This is a genomic window from Streptomyces sp. NBC_00457 (genome assembly GCF_036014015.1).
GTDB lineage: Bacteria > Actinomycetota > Actinomycetes > Streptomycetales > Streptomycetaceae > Streptomyces.
The window spans coordinates 9052243-9067324 of record NZ_CP107905.1 but is presented as its reverse complement, the minus strand read 5'-3'; the positions used below and the strand labels follow the sequence as shown (position 1 = coordinate 9067324).

General features: G+C 72.4%; 12 protein-coding genes. 6 read left to right on the top strand and 6 right to left on the bottom strand.

Annotated elements, in window-relative coordinates:
• Window positions 1–34 precede the first annotated feature (34 nt).
• The 3 genes from pdxR (at window position 35) to OG828_RS41520 (ending at window position 4644) form a co-directional block, all read left to right on the top strand.
• On the top strand, window positions 35–1516 hold the full coding sequence (gene pdxR, locus OG828_RS41530) for a MocR-like pyridoxine biosynthesis transcription factor PdxR (RefSeq protein WP_328504055.1): 1482 nt from the start codon (window positions 35–37) through the stop codon (window positions 1514–1516).
• 141 nt (window positions 1517–1657) lie between these two features.
• Window positions 1658–3232: an alkaline phosphatase D family protein gene (locus OG828_RS41525; protein ID WP_328504054.1), complete on the top strand. Its 1575-nt coding sequence runs from the start codon at window positions 1658–1660 to the stop codon at window positions 3230–3232.
• 146 nt (window positions 3233–3378) lie between these two features.
• Window positions 3379–4644, top strand: a complete 1266-nt coding sequence (locus OG828_RS41520) for a GNAT family N-acetyltransferase (RefSeq protein WP_328504053.1) — start codon at window positions 3379–3381, stop codon at window positions 4642–4644.
• A gap of 12 nt (window positions 4645–4656) precedes the next feature.
• Here the strand turns inward: OG828_RS41520 and OG828_RS41515 are convergent, their stop codons facing one another.
• Entirely contained in the window at window positions 4657–5853 is a 1197-nt protein-coding gene (locus OG828_RS41515) for a trans-sulfuration enzyme family protein (protein ID WP_328504052.1), read from the bottom strand.
• Between the two features lie 59 nt (window positions 5854–5912).
• Here OG828_RS41515 and OG828_RS41510 point away from each other — a divergent pair, with 59 nt between their 5' ends.
• A complete protein-coding gene (locus OG828_RS41510; RefSeq protein WP_328441719.1) occupies window positions 5913–6404 on the top strand; it encodes an Lrp/AsnC family transcriptional regulator in 492 nt (163 codons plus the stop codon).
• A 32-nt stretch (window positions 6405–6436) separates the two neighbouring features.
• Window positions 6437–8128, top strand: a complete 1692-nt coding sequence (locus tag OG828_RS41505) for a DUF885 domain-containing protein (protein WP_328504051.1) — start codon at window positions 6437–6439, stop codon at window positions 8126–8128.
• Window positions 8129–8143: 15 nt separating this feature from the next.
• On the opposite strand, the gene OG828_RS41500 is transcribed toward OG828_RS41505, so the two are convergent.
• The 3 genes from OG828_RS41500 to OG828_RS41490 all read right to left on the bottom strand — a co-directional run bounded on the left by OG828_RS41500 (window position 8144) and on the right by OG828_RS41490 (window position 10143).
• Window positions 8144–8977, bottom strand: a complete 834-nt coding sequence (locus OG828_RS41500) for an SDR family oxidoreductase (RefSeq protein WP_328504050.1) — start codon at window positions 8975–8977, stop codon at window positions 8144–8146.
• Between the two features lie 127 nt (window positions 8978–9104).
• Window positions 9105–9620 (bottom strand): immunity 21 family protein, encoded by a 516-nt coding sequence (locus tag OG828_RS41495; RefSeq protein ID WP_328441716.1) that lies wholly within the window; start codon window positions 9618–9620, stop codon window positions 9105–9107.
• 46 nt (window positions 9621–9666) lie between these two features.
• The gene (locus OG828_RS41490) at window positions 9667–10143 is read right to left on the bottom strand and encodes a rhodanese-like domain-containing protein (RefSeq protein WP_328368794.1); all 477 of its coding nucleotides are present in this window, start codon (window positions 10141–10143) and stop codon (window positions 9667–9669) included.
• 94 nt (window positions 10144–10237) lie between these two features.
• Between OG828_RS41490 and OG828_RS41485 the strand changes: the two genes are divergently transcribed.
• Window positions 10238–10684 carry an Lrp/AsnC family transcriptional regulator gene (locus OG828_RS41485; protein ID WP_210571067.1) on the top strand — a complete coding sequence of 149 codons (447 nt, stop codon included), beginning with the start codon at window positions 10238–10240 and terminating at the stop codon, window positions 10682–10684.
• A gap of 1 nt (window position 10685) precedes the next feature.
• Here the strand turns inward: OG828_RS41485 and OG828_RS41480 are convergent, their stop codons facing one another.
• Together OG828_RS41480 and OG828_RS41475 are read right to left on the bottom strand one after the other, a co-directional pair.
• Window positions 10686–13670, bottom strand: coding sequence for an SMC family ATPase (locus tag OG828_RS41480; protein WP_328504049.1), 2985 nt, complete (start codon window positions 13668–13670; stop codon window positions 10686–10688).
• Window positions 13667–14830: an exonuclease SbcCD subunit D gene (locus OG828_RS41475; protein WP_328504048.1), complete on the bottom strand. Its 1164-nt coding sequence runs from the start codon at window positions 14828–14830 to the stop codon at window positions 13667–13669. Before OG828_RS41475 ends, OG828_RS41480 begins: the two co-directional genes overlap by 4 nt.
• Between the last annotated feature and the right edge of the window lie 252 nt (window positions 14831–15082).

Below are 15082 nucleotides of genomic sequence, written 5' to 3'. Positions count from 1 at the left end.
GGAATGACGGCGGTCCGGTTTAAGGTCCACTTTCATGAGGCCATCGGAGACCAATCGGAGCGGGGAGCCGGCTGAGGCCGAGGGCGAGGCGCCGCCCTCGGGCGCCGGTCCGGGTTCCCCGGCCTGGGAGCTGCTCCTGCCGGCCGCTTCCGCGCCGGCACGCGCGCGTGGGCGTTCGTTGCAGGCGGCGCTGCGGGAGGCGGTGCGGGCGGGCCGGCTCGCGCCGGGGACCCGGCTGCCGTCGAGCCGTGATCTGGCCGCCGACCTCGGGGTGTCGCGCGGGCTGATCACGGAGGCGTACGAGCAGCTGACCGCGGAGGGCTATCTGCGCAGCGGGCGGGGTGCGGGGACCTGGGTGGGCGGTGCCGTACGGGCGGCGCGGCCACGCGCGCGTGACCTCGCTCCGCGCCCGCCGGGCGCCCGGGCCGACTTCGTGCCCGGGACGCCGGACCTGTCGCTGTTCCCGCGTGCCGCGTGGGCGGCGGCTCAGCGCGGTGTGCTGGCCGAGCTGCCGCACCACGACCTCGGCTATCCCGATCCTCGCGGCCTGCCCCGGCTGCGTACGGCGCTGGCCGAACTGCTCGCCCGCCGCCGCGGCGTGGTCGCTGACCCGGAGCGGATCCTGGTCGTCTCCGGCGTGGCCCAGGCGACGACGCTGCTCGGATTCGCCCTGCACGCGCGCGGGTTGACAGCCGTCGGCGCCGAGAACCCGGGCAGCCCGCAGCACGACGCCCTGTACGCAGCGGCCGGCGTCACCACCGTGCCCATGCCCCTGGACGACGAAGGGCTGGCCATCGGCCCGCTGCGGGACACACCGGTACGGTCGGTCGTGGTGACGCCGGCGCACCAGTTCCCCACCGGGATCGCCTACTCCGCGCGCCGCCGGGCCGAACTGCTCGACTGGGCACGGTCCGTGGACGGCTTCGTCCTCGAGGACGACTACGACGGCGACTTCCGCTACGACCGCGCTCCCGTCGGCGCCCTCCAAGGACTCGATCCGGAACGCGTCGCCTACGCGGGGTCGGTCAGCAAGTCCCTCGCTCCGGGGCTCCGCCTCGGCTGGCTGCTCGTACCGGAGGCGCTCGCCGATGAGGTGATCGAGCGCAAGCGCACCATGGATCTCGGCCATCCCACCCTCGACCAGGCGCTGTTCGCCCGGTTCGTGGAGCGCGGCGACTACGACCGTCAGCTGCGCCGCTGCCAACGCGCCTACCGCGAGCGGCGCGACACGCTCGTGGGCGCCTTGGAGGAACACTTCCCCGGCTCGTCGGTGTCCGGGATCGCGGCGGGCCTGCACGTCATCGCCACCCTCCCCCGCCGGTACGGACCCGAAAAGCACTTCCTCGCGCGCGTGGCCGACGCCGGTGCCACCGTGCGCCCGCTGAGGGATTACGCACACGGGACGGCGGACATCGGCGCCGGCGAGGACGTACGGCTCGTTCTGGGGTATGCCCACCTGTCCCCGGCGCGGATCCGGGCGGGCGTCCGGCTGCTGGCGGAGGGCGTCAAGGGCTGACAAGGGTGCGCCCCGCATGAGCGACCAGCCTGTTCCCTTGTTCCCGCGGCCGGTTGTTCACTTGTGGTTTGCGTGTGCGCAGCGGCGCACCAGTAGTTGTGGCATCGCACACTGACCGGATCCCGTCCCGGAGGCGCATCCATGTCACACCGTCCCTTGCCCGGCCGTCGCAGCGTCCTGCGCGGCTCCCTCGCCGCGTCGGCGGCCCTGACCCTGCCGCCCGCGCTGGGCGCGGCACCGGCCCTCGCGCTGTCCGGGCGTCCCAAGGCCGGCTGGGGGGTGCAGACGGGAGACGTGACCTGCGACTCCGGTCTGGTGTGGGTGCGTTCCGACCGTCCCGCCCGGATGATCGTCGAGACGTCGGCGACCGAGTCGTTCCGCAACCCGCGCAGATGGCACGGCCCGCTGCTCGGCGCCGGCACCGACTTCACCGGCACGACCCGGCTGCGCGGACTCCCCTCCGGCGAGCAGATCCACTACCGCGTCCTGCTGGCCGACCCCGACGACCCGCGCCGCACCGGCGAGCCGGTCACCGGCACCTTCCGTACGGCGTCCGGCAAGCGGCGCGACGGCGTGCGGTTCGTCTGGTCCGGCGACCTGGCCGGTCAGGGCTGGGGCATCAACCCGGAGTTCGGGGGCTACCGGATCTACGACGCGATGGCGAAGCTCGACCCCGACTTCTTCATCTGCAGCGGCGACAACATCTACGCCGACGGCCCGATCACCGAGACCGTGGCCCTGCCCGACGGCAGCACCTGGCGGAACATCACCACCGAGGAGAAGTCCAAGGTGGCCGAGACGCTGGCGGAGTTCCGCGGCAACTTCCGCTACAACCTGCTGGACGAGAACCTGCGGGCCTTCAACGCCCAGGTCCCGTCCATCATTCAGTGGGACGACCACGAGGTCACCAACAACTGGTACCCGGGCGAGATCCTCGCCGACACCCGGTACACCGAGAAGAACGTCGACGTGCTCGCCGAGCGCGCCCGGCAGGCGTTCTCCGAGTACTACCCGATCTCGACGCTGCGCAGCCCCGACGGCCGGGTCTACCGGGTCCAGCACCACGGCCCGCTGCTCGACGTCTTCGTCCTGGACATGCGCACCTACCGCAACGCCAACTCGCCGGACAACCAGACCACCGACCCGGTGGGCATCCTGGGCAGCGAGCAGTTGGAGTGGCTCAAGCGCGAGCTGTCCCGCTCCCGGGCGGTGTGGAAGGTGATCGCCTCCGACATGCCGCTCGGCCTGGTCGTACCGGACACCGGCGACGGCAAGCCCAACATCGAGGCGGTCGCGCAGGGTGACCCCGGCGCACCGCTCGGCCGTGAGCTGCAGATCGCCGAGCTGCTGCGGTTCATCAAGCACCGCCGGATCACGGGCACGGTGTGGCTGACCGCCGATGTGCACTACACGTCGGCCCAGCACTACCTGCCGTCCCGGGCAGCGTTCACCGACTTCGAGCCGTTCTGGGAGTTCGTCTCGGGCCCGCTCAACGCCGGTGCCTTCCCCGCGAACACGCTCGACAACACCTTCGGTCCGGACCGGGTGTTCCTCAAGGCGCCGACCACCGCGAACGTCTCCCCCGCCGGCGGCTACCAGTTCTTCGGCGAGGTCGACATCGACGGCCACAGCGGGGAACTGACGGTGCGGCTGCGCGAGTCGGACGGCACGGTGCTCTTCACGCAGGTGCTGCAGCCGGGACGCGTCGGCCAGTAGGTCCCGTAACCTCGTATCAGTGCCGCGTACCGGCGTCATCCCCTGGTGCGCGGCACTGACGTTTCACAAAAGCGACAGAAGGCTGCTTTACCCGTCAGTCACAGTGCGTTCGTGATCACGCAACACCTTTCCTTCACAGTGGCTGCATGAGTCGAGACATTTCTGATGTGACGCGTGCGCAGCACGGTCGTACGGTGCACCACTGGCGGCGGGACATCATGGCGGCGTTCCACACATGGTGGACACGACGCCACGGTCATGCCCCGCCGACGACTGATACGAGCACCCGGCCGCTCCCCACGGAGCACGCCGGGGTCCGGGAGCGTGTCCTGTGGCGGATGCGGACGACGGTGAAGGACGAACCGGGGACCCTGGCCGCGCTGTGCGTCGCCCTCGCCGGACAGCAGGTCGACATCCTCAGCCTCCAGACGCATCCGCTGGCCGAGGGGACGGTGGACGAGTTCCTGCTGCGCGCTCCCGGTGAGATCGCGGCGGACGACATCGCCCGGGCGATCGACCAGGCCGGGGGTACCGGCACGTGGATCGAGCGAGCCGACGCCCACGACCTGGTCGACGCGCCGACCCGGGTGCTCGGCCTCGCCACGCGCACCGCCCTGGACGCGGCGGAACTCCCGCTCGCACTGCGCCAGTTGCTGGGCCGCTGCACCATCCGCTCACTCCCCGCCGCCCCGCCCGGCGGCGGCCGGGCGCCCGAAGGGGTCCCGGTGGAAGGGGCGTTGGAGGACACCGTGATGCGGCTGCGGGCACCGGAAGGCGGAGTGATCACCGTGGAGCGGCCGTATCTGCCGTTCACCCCGACCGAGTTCGCCCGGGCGCGGGCCCTGGTGGAGCTGGACGCCCGGCTCGGTCCGCGCGTTCCGCGTGGCCAGGACGTCCTCACGCTCCCCGAGGGCAACGCGATCACCGTCCGCCGCGCCGGCACGGACGATCTGGAGGCGGCGACGGCGATGCACGAGCGGTGCTCGGCGCGGACGCTGTCCCTGCGGTACCACGGGCCTGTCGGTGACGCGCATCGTTACCTGCACCATCTGCTGAGCCCGCGCTTCGGCCGGACGCTCGCGGTGCAGACCGCGTCCGGGCGGATCGTGGGGCTCGGGCATCTGCTGTGGGACGGGGACGAGACGGAGGTCGCGCTGCTGGTCGAGGACGAGTGGCAGGGGCGGGGCATCGGCTCGGAACTGCTTCGGCGGCTGGTGGCGATGGCCGTGGAGGCGGGCTGCGAGAACGTGTACGCGGTGACGCAGTCGTCCAACACCGGCATGGTTGCTGCGATGCGTGGTCTGGGGCTGCCTCTCGACTATCAGATCGAGGAGGGGACGTTGGTGATCACGGCGCGGTTGGATGCTCCGCTGGGGGCGGCAGAGGGCACGGTGGGGGTGACGAGGGCCTAGGCGCCGTAGGGGTTACGGGGCGCTGGCGGCTGCGGGTTCGTTGTGGCTTGTCGCGCAGTTCCCCGCGCCCCTATCGGGGCGCCTTAGGGCGCCGTCTATGTCTCGCCACAGGTCCTCTACGTCCTCCAAACCCACCGACAGGCGCAGCAACTTGTCGCTCACCCCGGCGTCCCTTCGGTCCGTCGCTTCCACTATGCGGTGGCTGATGGATGCCGGGTGCTGGATGAGGGTGTCCACGCTGCCCAGGCTCACGGCGGGGGTGATCAGGCGGACGTCGGCGATGACCTGGTGGGGGTCGCCGTGGACCTCGAAGGCGATCATGGCGCCGCCGATGCGGGGGTAGTGGACGCGGGCCACGCGCGGGTCGGCGGCGAGGCGGTGGGCGAGTTCGGCGGCGTTCGCGGATGAGGCACGGACGCGCACCGGCAGCGTCGCGAGGCCGCGCAGCAGCAGGTAGCCGGCCAGCGGGTGCAGCACGCCGCCCGTCGCGAAGCGGACCTGCCGCAGCTGTCCGGCGAACTCCTCGTCGCAGGCGACCACGCCCGCCATCACGTCACCGTGCCCGCCGAGGTACTTGGTGGCGCTGTGCAGCACGAGCCGGGCGCCGTGTTCGGCGGGGCGTTGCAGCACCGGTGTGGCGAAGGTGTTGTCGGCGAGCAGCGGTACGGAGCCGCAGGCGTGGGCGACGGCACGCAGGTCGATTTCGGCCAGCGTGGGGTTCGCCGGGGACTCGACCATGACCAGTCCCGTGTCGGGTCGCAGCGCCGCCGCGATCCCGGCCGGATCGGTCCACGTCACCTCCGAGCCCAGCAGGCCGGCGGTGAGCAGATGGTCGCTGCAGCCGTACAGGGGCCGTACGGCCACGACATGGCGCAGGCCGAGCGAGCCCCGTACGAGAAGCACCGCGCTCAGTGCCGCCATCCCGCTGGCGAAGGCGACGGCGGTCTCGGTGCCTTCGAGGCGGGCCAGAGCGGTCTCGAAACGGGCGACGGTGGGGTTGCCCAGCCGTCCGTAGACCGGCGGGCCGTCCGGTATGGCGCCGGTGGTGGCGAAGGCGTCGATGCGGGCCGCCTCGCCCTGGCTGTCGTACGACGGATACGTGGTGGACAGGTCGATCGGCGGGGCGTGCAGGCCCTGGCGGGCGAGGTCGTCGCGGCCGGCGTGCACGGCCTCGGTGGCGAGGGCTCTCGATGCGGTGGGCGTGTCCATGAGGGAAGAGTGAACGCCGACCGGGTCACTACCGCCGAATGCCGTGCTACGTTCGATCGGTGGCCGAATCTGTCGTACTGGACCCGGTGGATCTCCAGCTGCTGCGGTTGCTGCAGAATGACGCCCGGACGACGTACCGCGACCTCGCCGCGCAGATCGGCGTGGCGCCGTCGACCTGCCTTGACCGGGTGACCAGGCTGCGTCGCGCGGGCGTCATTCTCGGGCATCGGCTGCGGCTGGATCCGGCCAAGCTGGGGCGGGGCCTTGAGGCGTTGCTGTCGGTTCAGGTCAGGCCGCACCGGCGGGAGCTGGTGGGGCCGTTCGTGGAGCGCATCCGGGCGCTGCCCGAGTCGCTGACCGTCTTCCATCTCACCGGCCCGGACGACTACCTCGTGCATGTCGCGGTCGCGGACATGGCGGATCTGCAGCGACTGGTCCTGGACGAGTTCACCTCCCGCCGGGAAGTGGCCCGGGTGGAGACACGGTTGATCTTCCAGAAGTGGGACTGCGGCCCGCTGCTGCCGCCTTCGCCACCGGCTCAATCCGGGTGACGCGCGGCGTCCCCTCGTACGAGGATGTCCGCATGTCAGAGACCAAGAGCCCGCTGCCCCGCGAGGTCGCCGACGCCTACGTCGACGAGCTCATCGCCCTCGACCCGATCACCGGCACCTTCCTCGGCGTGAAGGAGAGTTCGAGCAGGCTGCCCGACACCTCGCCCGCCGGCCAGGAGGCGCTCGCCGAGCTGGCACGCCGCACGCTGGCCCGGCTGGACGAGTCGGAGCGCCTGCCCGGCGCGGACAGTGACATCGAGCGCCGGTGCGCGCGCCTGCTGCGCGAGCGGCTCAGCGCCGAACTCGGCGTGCACGAGGCCGAGGAGAGCCTGCGTTCCGTCAGCAACCTGAGCTCCGTCGCGCACGCGGTGCGCCAGGTGTTCACCGTGACGCCGATGCAGACGGAGGAGGACTGGGCGGCGATCGCCGAGCGGCTGCGCGCCGTCCCCGCCGCGCTGGAGGGCTACCGGGAGTCCCTGGCGCTCGGCCTGGAGCGGAAGCTGTACGCCAGTCCGCGCGCCACCGCCACCTTCGTCGAGCAGCTCGGCGAGTGGGCCGACACGGACGGTCAGGGCCACGGCTGGTTCGAGCAGTTCGCGGCGGCCGGTCCCGAGGCGCTGCGCTCCGAGCTGGACGCGGCGGCCAGCTCGGCCACCGCGGCCATCGTGACGCTGCGCGACTGGATGCGGGACGTGTACGCACCGGCGATCGAGGGCGCGCCGGACGTCGTGGGCCGCGAGCGGTACGCCCGCTGGGTCCGCTACTTCAACGGCACCGACCTCGACCTGGACGAGGCGTACGCGTACGGCTGGGCCGAGTACCACCGCCTCCTCGGCGAGATGAAGACCGAGGCCGACAAGATCCTGCCGGGTGCGGCCACGCCGTGGGTGGCGCTGGCGCACCTGGACGAGCACGGCACGCACATCGAGGGCGTCGACGAGGTGCAGCGCTGGCTGCAGTCCCTGATGGACGAGGCGATCGACGCGCTCGACGGGACCCACTTCGACCTGGCCGAGCGGGTGCGGCGGGTGGAGTCGCGCATCGCCCCTCCGGGCAGCGCCGCGGCGCCGTACTACACGCCGCCGTCGGACGACTTCTCGCGCCCCGGCTGCACCTGGCTGCCGACGATGGGCAAAGACCGCTTCCCGGTCTACGACCTGGTGTCGACCTGGTACCACGAGGGCGTGCCCGGTCACCACCTCCAGCTGGCCCAGTGGAAGCACGTGGCGCAGAACCTCTCCCGCTACCAGGCGAGCGTCGGCATGGTGAGCGCCAACGCCGAGGGCTGGGCGCTGTACGCCGAGCGGCTGATGGACGAGCTGGGCTTCCTGACGGACGCCGAGCGCCGGCTCGGGTATCTGGACGCGCAGATGATGCGCGCGGTGCGCGTGATCATCGACATCGGCATGCACCTGGAGCTGATGATCCCGGACGACTCCCCCTTCCACCCCGGGGAGCGCTGGACGCCTGAGCTGGCACAGGAGTTCTTCGGCTCCCACAGCAGCCGCCCCGGGGACTTCGTGGAGAGCGAGCTGACCCGCTACCTGTCCATGCCGGGCCAGGCCATCGGCTACAAGCTCGGCGAGCGGGCCTGGCTGCTGGGCCGGGAGAACGCCCGCAAACGGCTCGGCGACGCCTTCGATCCCAAGGCCTGGCACATGGCGGCTCTCTCACAGGGCTCGCTGGGGCTGGACGACCTGGTGGACGAGCTGTCCGCGCTCTGACCGTCCACCTGGTGATCAGCGCCGGAACCCGCCCTCCGAGTCGATGACCTGACCTGTGACCCACTCCGCCTCGTCCGTCGCCAGCCAGGCGATGAGACGGGCGGGGTCGTCGGGCATGCCCCACCGGCCGGCGGGGAAGAGGGCGGCGACGGCCTCGTAGGCCTCGCCGGTCAGGTAGTCCGTGTCGACGGGGCCGGGGTTGACGGTGTTCACCGTGATCGCCTGCTCGGCGAGCGTGGTCGACAGCGAGCGGGTGATGGAGGCGAGGGCGCCCTTCTGGAGGGCGTAGGCGATCTCGCCGGGCATGCCGCCCGCGATGTCCTGGCCGGAAGTCATCATGATCACGCGTCCGCCACGAGGCCGCTCCGGTTGCCGGGCATAGGCCTGGATCAGCAGCAGTACCGAGCGGGTGTCGACCGCCCAGTGCGCGTCGAGCATCGCCGCGTCGATCTCGTCGAGCGTTCCGTCGGAGCCGCTGAGGGCATGGTTGGCGACGAGGATGTCGAGCCGGCCGCCGAGCGCCGAGGTGGCTGTGGCGATCAGGTGCGCGGGTGCCGCCGGGTCGGAGAGGTCGCCGGGACCGGCGACGACACGGGCGCCGGGATCGCCGAGTGCCGCACGCACGGACGCCGTCACGTCCTCGGGGCGGTCGGCTCCCCAAGGCATGGCGGCGTCGTGCGGCACATGGTGATGCAGATAGACACTCGCGCCGTACGCGGCGAGCCGCCGGGCCACCGCATGACCGATACCGCCGCGCCGGCTGGCACCGGTCACGAGAGCGGTGCGGCCACGCAGGGGCAGAGGGTCACGGCGCAGGGCTTCGGGGGCGGGGTGCGGGAATCGGGGCATGGTCGACCATGATGGGGAACGGGTACGCGGGGCGCATCCGATTTCTCCGGTGAGGGTGGGCGGGCGCATCCGTTTTCCCAGGCGAGCCACCCCGACCTCAGGCCAGGTGAGCCACCCGACCCGAAGGTCAGTCCCCCAGCCTCCGCAACTGCACCAGCCCCAGCCAGGTCTCCGGCCCGGGCTGCACCTGCGCCGCCCGGACCGCGTACGGCCCCGGCTCCAGGGCGATCCGCAGGTGGCCGGCCCGCTCACAATCCCCTCCGGGCCAGGCCGAGTCGAACAGCAGCACCGGCCCGGGCACATGCCAGCGCACCTCGTCCGCCCAGACCGCGGTGGCGAGAGCCTCGGGCACATGGGCCAGCAGTTCCGCCTCGGAGTCGGCCGCGCACCACCGTACGAAGGTGTCGTGGGCCGGCAGGAAGGTGGTCAAGGCCGGCTCGTCGCCCAGGACCAGGGCCGCGGAGTCCCCGACCGGGAGCAGCCCGACGAAGCCGTCGACCTCGCAGGCCCGGTCGTAGTCCGAGGCGGTCTCGTCGCCGTCGGCGCCCGCCCAGAACGGCAGCACCGTCTCCGGCACCGCTATGAGCGGCCCGCCGCCCGACTCGACCCACTCCACGACGCCCGTTTCCGCGTATCGCACCATGGCGCAGAAACCTACACGCACACGGGCCTCGCACGTCACGGTGGTTTCAACAGCCGCAGTCCTCCGCGTCCATGGGCGCCGTCAGAGGGTCGGCGGAGCGGCGTTCGCGGCCGTGCCAGGTCTCGAACTCGAAGCCCTCGCGCACCCAGTACTCGAAGCCTCCGAGCATCTCCTTGACCGAGTAGCCGAGTTCGGCGAGGGCGAGGGCGGCCCGGGTCGCGCCGTTGCAGCCAGGGCCCCAGCAGTACGTCACGACCGGCACGGACTTGTCGAGGAGTTGCCCGGCCTGTTCCGGGATGAGCGCGGTCGGGAGGTGGACGGCGCCCGGGATATGGCCCTGGTCCCAGGACTCGGTGGAACGGGAATCCAGCACGATGAAGCCCGGGTCGCCGTCGGCCGCCAGCGCGGCGGCCACGTCGGAGACGTCGGCGTGGAAGACGAGGCTCGCGCGGAAGTGGGCGGCGGCCTCGGCCGGGGTGGCGGGGGCGACGCGGAGGACGGGGTTCACGGTGGTGGTCGTCATGGACGAAAACCTACGGTCGTCGAGCCGCGCTCTGAAGTGGCGATCCCCGGCACTCCCCTTGATCGGCCGGGGATTCCCCTGCTACTCATCGCCCATGACCACGTATTCGCCGGACGCCACCGACTGGCGCATCCTCGACGTCCTCCAGCGGGAGGGCCGGGCCAGCTTCGCCGAGCTGGCCCGTGCCGTCTCCATGTCGCCGAGCGCGGTCACCGAACGGGTGCGGCGGCTGGAGGAGGCGGGCGTCATCCAGGGCTATGCGGCGGTCGTCGACCCGGAACGGCTCGGGCTGCCGATCCTGGCGTTCGTCCGGCTGCGCTACCCGACCGGCAACTACAAGCCGTTCCACGACCTCGTCGCCGCGACCCCCGAAATCCTGGAGGCCCACCACGTCACGGGCGACGACTGCTTCGTCATCAAGGTCACCGCCCGCTCGATGCGCCACCTGGAGGAGGTCTCCGGGAAGATCGGCGCCCTGGGTTCGGTCACCACGAGCGTCGTGTACTCATCACCCCTGCCCCGGCGCCCGCTCGGCCGCTGACTCAGCCGACGCCCCGCTGCCGGAGTTCGGAGCCCGCTCTGCCCTTGACGACCTCCAGCTGCGCGTGAATACGTCTGCGCAGGTCGGGGACGTGGCTGACGATGCCCACACTGCGGTCGCGTTCACGGAGTGAGTCGAGGACGTCGAGTACCTCGTCGAGGGTCTGCTCGTCGAGGCTGCCGAAGCCCTCGTCGATGAAGAGGGTGTCCAGCCGGACGCCGCCCGCCTCGTCCGTGACGACGTCCGCGAGGCCGAGGGCGAGAGCCAGCGAGGCGAAGAACGTCTCGCCGCCCGAGAGGGTCGCCGTGTCCCGCTCGCGCCCGGTCCAGGCGTCGACGACATGCAGCCCGAGGCCGCTGCGTCCGCGGCCGGCGCGGTCGTCTGAGTGGACGAGGGTGTAGCGGCCGGAGGACATGCGCCGCAGCCGTACGGTCGCGGCGGCGGCCACCTGTTCCAGGCGGGCGGCCAGCACATACGACTCCAGGCGCATCCTGCGTTCGTTGTCCGCCGAGGTGCCCGCGCTGAGTCCGGCGAGGCGGGCCACCCGGTCGTACTCCTCGCGCAGCGGCGCCAGCCGTCGTACGCCCTCCGCCGCTCGCGCGGAGAGCCGGTCGAGTTCGGCGCAGCGCCGGGCCGCCGCGTCGCGGGCGGACGCGGCGTCGCGCAGCCACTGGGCCGCGGCGAACGCGGCCCGCTCGGCGGCTTCGAGGTCGGCGGGCGGCTGCTGTGCTGCGGCAGCGGTGTCGGCCTCGGCGAGGACCGCGCGGACGGCGGCCTCCTCGGACTGCCAGGCGTCCAGCCGCCGTTGCAGCTCGCGGTGGGCCGCGTCGTCGAGCAGGGCGGACGCCGCGGCCTGCGGGGTGTCGAACCCGGCGCGGAAGGCGGACTCGGCTAGCCGGCCGTCCGCGGCCTTGAGCCGCTCGGCGCTCTCGTCGGCGATCCGGGCGGCGTCGGCGGCGTCGGAGAGCAGGGCGACCTGCTGCTCCAGCTGCGCCGACCGCGCGGCCACGCTCGCCGAGGCGCCCCGGGCCTGCGCCAACTCCTCCTCCAGCGCGGCCTTCTCCAGCTCCAGGCGCTCACGTTGCCCCACCCGCGAGGCAGCTCGTACGGCTGCCTCCTGCCGTACGGCGGTGCGCCGCTCGTGCTCCTGCTCGGCCCGGCGCAGCTCCTCCTGCCCGGAGTGCAGCCCGGAGGCGTCGCGGCGCGCCTGCTCGTACAGCCGCTCCAACTCCTCTGCCTCTCGGGCGAGTTGGTCCGTGGACGCGTCTCCGGCCTCCGCGGTGGCGGCGGCCAGGGCTTCCCGTACGAGGCCCAGGCGCCGCTCGTCCTCGGCGCGCTGTTCGTCGGCGCGCTGGTAGGCGGCGAGTGCGCGTTCCTCCGCCTCCCGGTCGACGTGCCCGGCGATCTTCCGTGCGGGAGCGGGGTGTTCGGTGGCTCCGCAGACGGCGCAGGGCTCGCCGTCGGTGAGGTGCGCGGCGAGTTCGGCGGCGATGCCGTTCAGGCGCTGTTCCTTGAGGTCCAGCCAGTGGGCGCGGGCGTCGACCGCACGCTCGGCCGAGGCGAGCGCCTGCTGCTGTGCGGCTTCGGTGTCGCCCGCGAACTGGTCCCGCTGCCGGGCCGCCCCGAGCCGCCGCTGGGCGGGTTCGCGCTGTACGGCGAGCTGCTCGGCCCGGGTCGCGGCCTGCTGGGCGGTGTCGATGCGGGCCTGGAGCGCGGCGCGGGTCGCCTCCCACTCGGCGAGCCAGGCCTCCGCGTCCTGGAGGACGTCCTCGTCGGCGCGCTCCTGACGGTCCAAGTGAGCGCGCTCGGCGACGAGTTCGGTCAGCCGGTGTTCGGCGCGGCGGGCCGATTCCAGGCCGCCCAGCTCTTCGGCGGCCCGGCGTGCGGCGGCGGCGAGTCCGCCCGCTCCGGAGTCGGCGAAGGCCTCCGGCAGCAGTGCACGCGCGCGCTGTTGCGCCGCCGCCGCGCGCCGGTGTTCGGCGTCGGCGGCCTCCCGCAGCTCCAGCGCGGGCGCCACCACCTCCGCCTTGCGGGCCCGCTCCATGCGCGCCTGCGCCTCCCGGTAGGCGTCGACGCGCTCCTCCATCAGCGCCGCACGCTCGCGTGCCTGGGCGAACCGCTGTTGCAGCCGCGCCAGTTCGCGTACGTCGTCCAGGGCGCGGTCGGCCGCGGCCTGCCCGGACTCGGCGGCCGTCAGGCGGCAGTGGGCGATCGTCAGCTGTTCGCGGGCGGTGCTGCGGGCGACGGCGGCGGCGCTCATGACGGCGTCGGCCAGTCCGGGGTCGCCGGGCGCCAGCTCCGCCAGGTCCATGGCGTCGCCCGCCGCCTGCTGCATACGGTGCGCGTCGGCCAGCAGAGCGGTGTCCTGGTCGCGCACCCTGGCCTCGGTGACGCGCCGGCGCTCGGCCAGGCTCTTCTCGACCTCCGCGAAGCGGTGCGTCTCGAAGAGACGGCCCAGCAGTCTGCCGCGTGCCTCGGCGTCCGCGCGCAGGAACCGTGCGAAGTCGCCCTGCGGCAACAGCACGACCTGGCAGAACTGCTCACGGCTCATGCCGAGGAGTTGGGTGATCTCCTCGCCGATCTCCTGGTGGGAGCGGCTGAGGCCCTTCCAGGCGCCGGTGGCGGCGTCGTACTCGCGCAACCAGCTCTGGGCTTTGTCGAGCGTCGTCCCCGCACCGCGCTTCTTCGGCCGCTCCCAGGCCGGCTGCCGGGTCAGCTCCAACCGGCGCCCGGCGACGGTGAGTTCGAGGGTCACCTCGGTACGGGTACCGGCCGCCGAGTGGTCGCTGCGCAGCGAACCGCCCTGGCGGGCACCGGGCACCGAGCCGTACAGCGCGTAACACACGGCGTCCAGGACCGAGGTCTTTCCGGCGCCGGTCGGTCCGTGCAGCAGGAAGAGGCCGGCCGCCGACAACTCGTCGAAGTCGACGGACTGGGACCCGCCGAAGGGCCCGAAGGCGGTCATGTCCAGCCGGTGCAGCCTCATCGCGCCACCTCCCGGGCAGCCCCGTCCGCGCGCACCGCGTCGAACGCGTCCCGCAGCACGGTCCGCTCGTGCTCATCGGGCCCGGCACCGCGCACATGGGCCACGAAGTCCTCGGCGATCTGCTGGTCGCTGCGTCCGGCGAGCCGCCTCGCATACGACACGTCCGGGTCCTCCGGCGCCCGCTCGGGGTCGAAAACCAGGCTCAGCGTGTGCGGGAAGCGCTCGGTGAGCCGGGCCATCGGGTCGGCCGGGCGGACCGGGTCGGTGAGCGTGGCCTCGACCCACGCCTCCTCGTGCCGGGCCAGGTCGGGGTCGGCGAGCAGTTCCTCCAGGGTGCCGCGGATCCGGGCCAGCGCACGGGGCACCGGGCAGTCGACGCGCTCGGCGGTCACCGACCCGTCGGCGGCCAGGTCGACGAGCCACATGCTCTTGCGATGGGCGGTCTCCGAGAAGGAGTACGGCAGCGGGGAACCGGAGTAGCGCACGCGCTCGGTGATGGTCTGGCAGCCGTGCAGATGCCCGAGCGCCACATAGTCGACGCCGTCGAACACCCCGGCGGGAACCGAGGCCACCCCGCCGACCGTGATGTCCCGTTCGCTGTCGCTGGCCTCACCGCCGGTGACGAAGGCGTGCGCGAGGACGACGGAGCGGGTGCCGGGGGCATGTGCGGCGAGGTCGGCGCGGACCCGGTCCATGGCGGCGGCCAGGACGGCCTCGTGTCCCGGCTTCTCCACCTTGAACTCGCCCTTGACCAGGGCAGGTTCGAGGTAGGGCAGGCCGTAGAACGCCACGTCGCCGTGGTCGTCCGCCAGGATCACCGGCGTTCCGGCCGACGAGGCATCGGTGCACAGGAAGATGCCCGCGTGCTCCATGAGCCCGGCGCCGACGCCGAGCCGGCGCCCCGAGTCATGGTTCCCGGAGATCATCACCGTCGGCACACGGAGGTCGGCGAGCCGGTGCAGGGCGTCGTCGAACAGCTCGACCGCGGCGAGCGGCGGGACCGCCCGGTCGTACACGTCTCCCGACACGACCACCGCGTCCACCTCGCGCTCACGCACGGTCGTGCCGAGGTGGGCGATGAACTCGGCCTGGGCGTCGAGCATGTTCACGCGGTGGAACGCCCGGCCCAGGTGCCAGTCGGAAGTGTGCAGAATTCTCAAGACGCCGCTCCGACCTGCATGTCTCCCCCTACTCCGCCCCGGAACCCAGCACGGCCCTCGCCGTAAGCACCGACCACGCTAACGCCTGCCGGCACCTGATCCATCACAGACCTCAGTCTGCCACCGGCATCTGGCATCAGATGACCGCAAATGTCCGCAGTTATCTGGATAGTTGCGTGACAGAAGGCGGCGATGGCGAACTCGATGTCGCACAGCGCGTCGGGCAGGTACGGCATGGGTGGATCCGGGGTT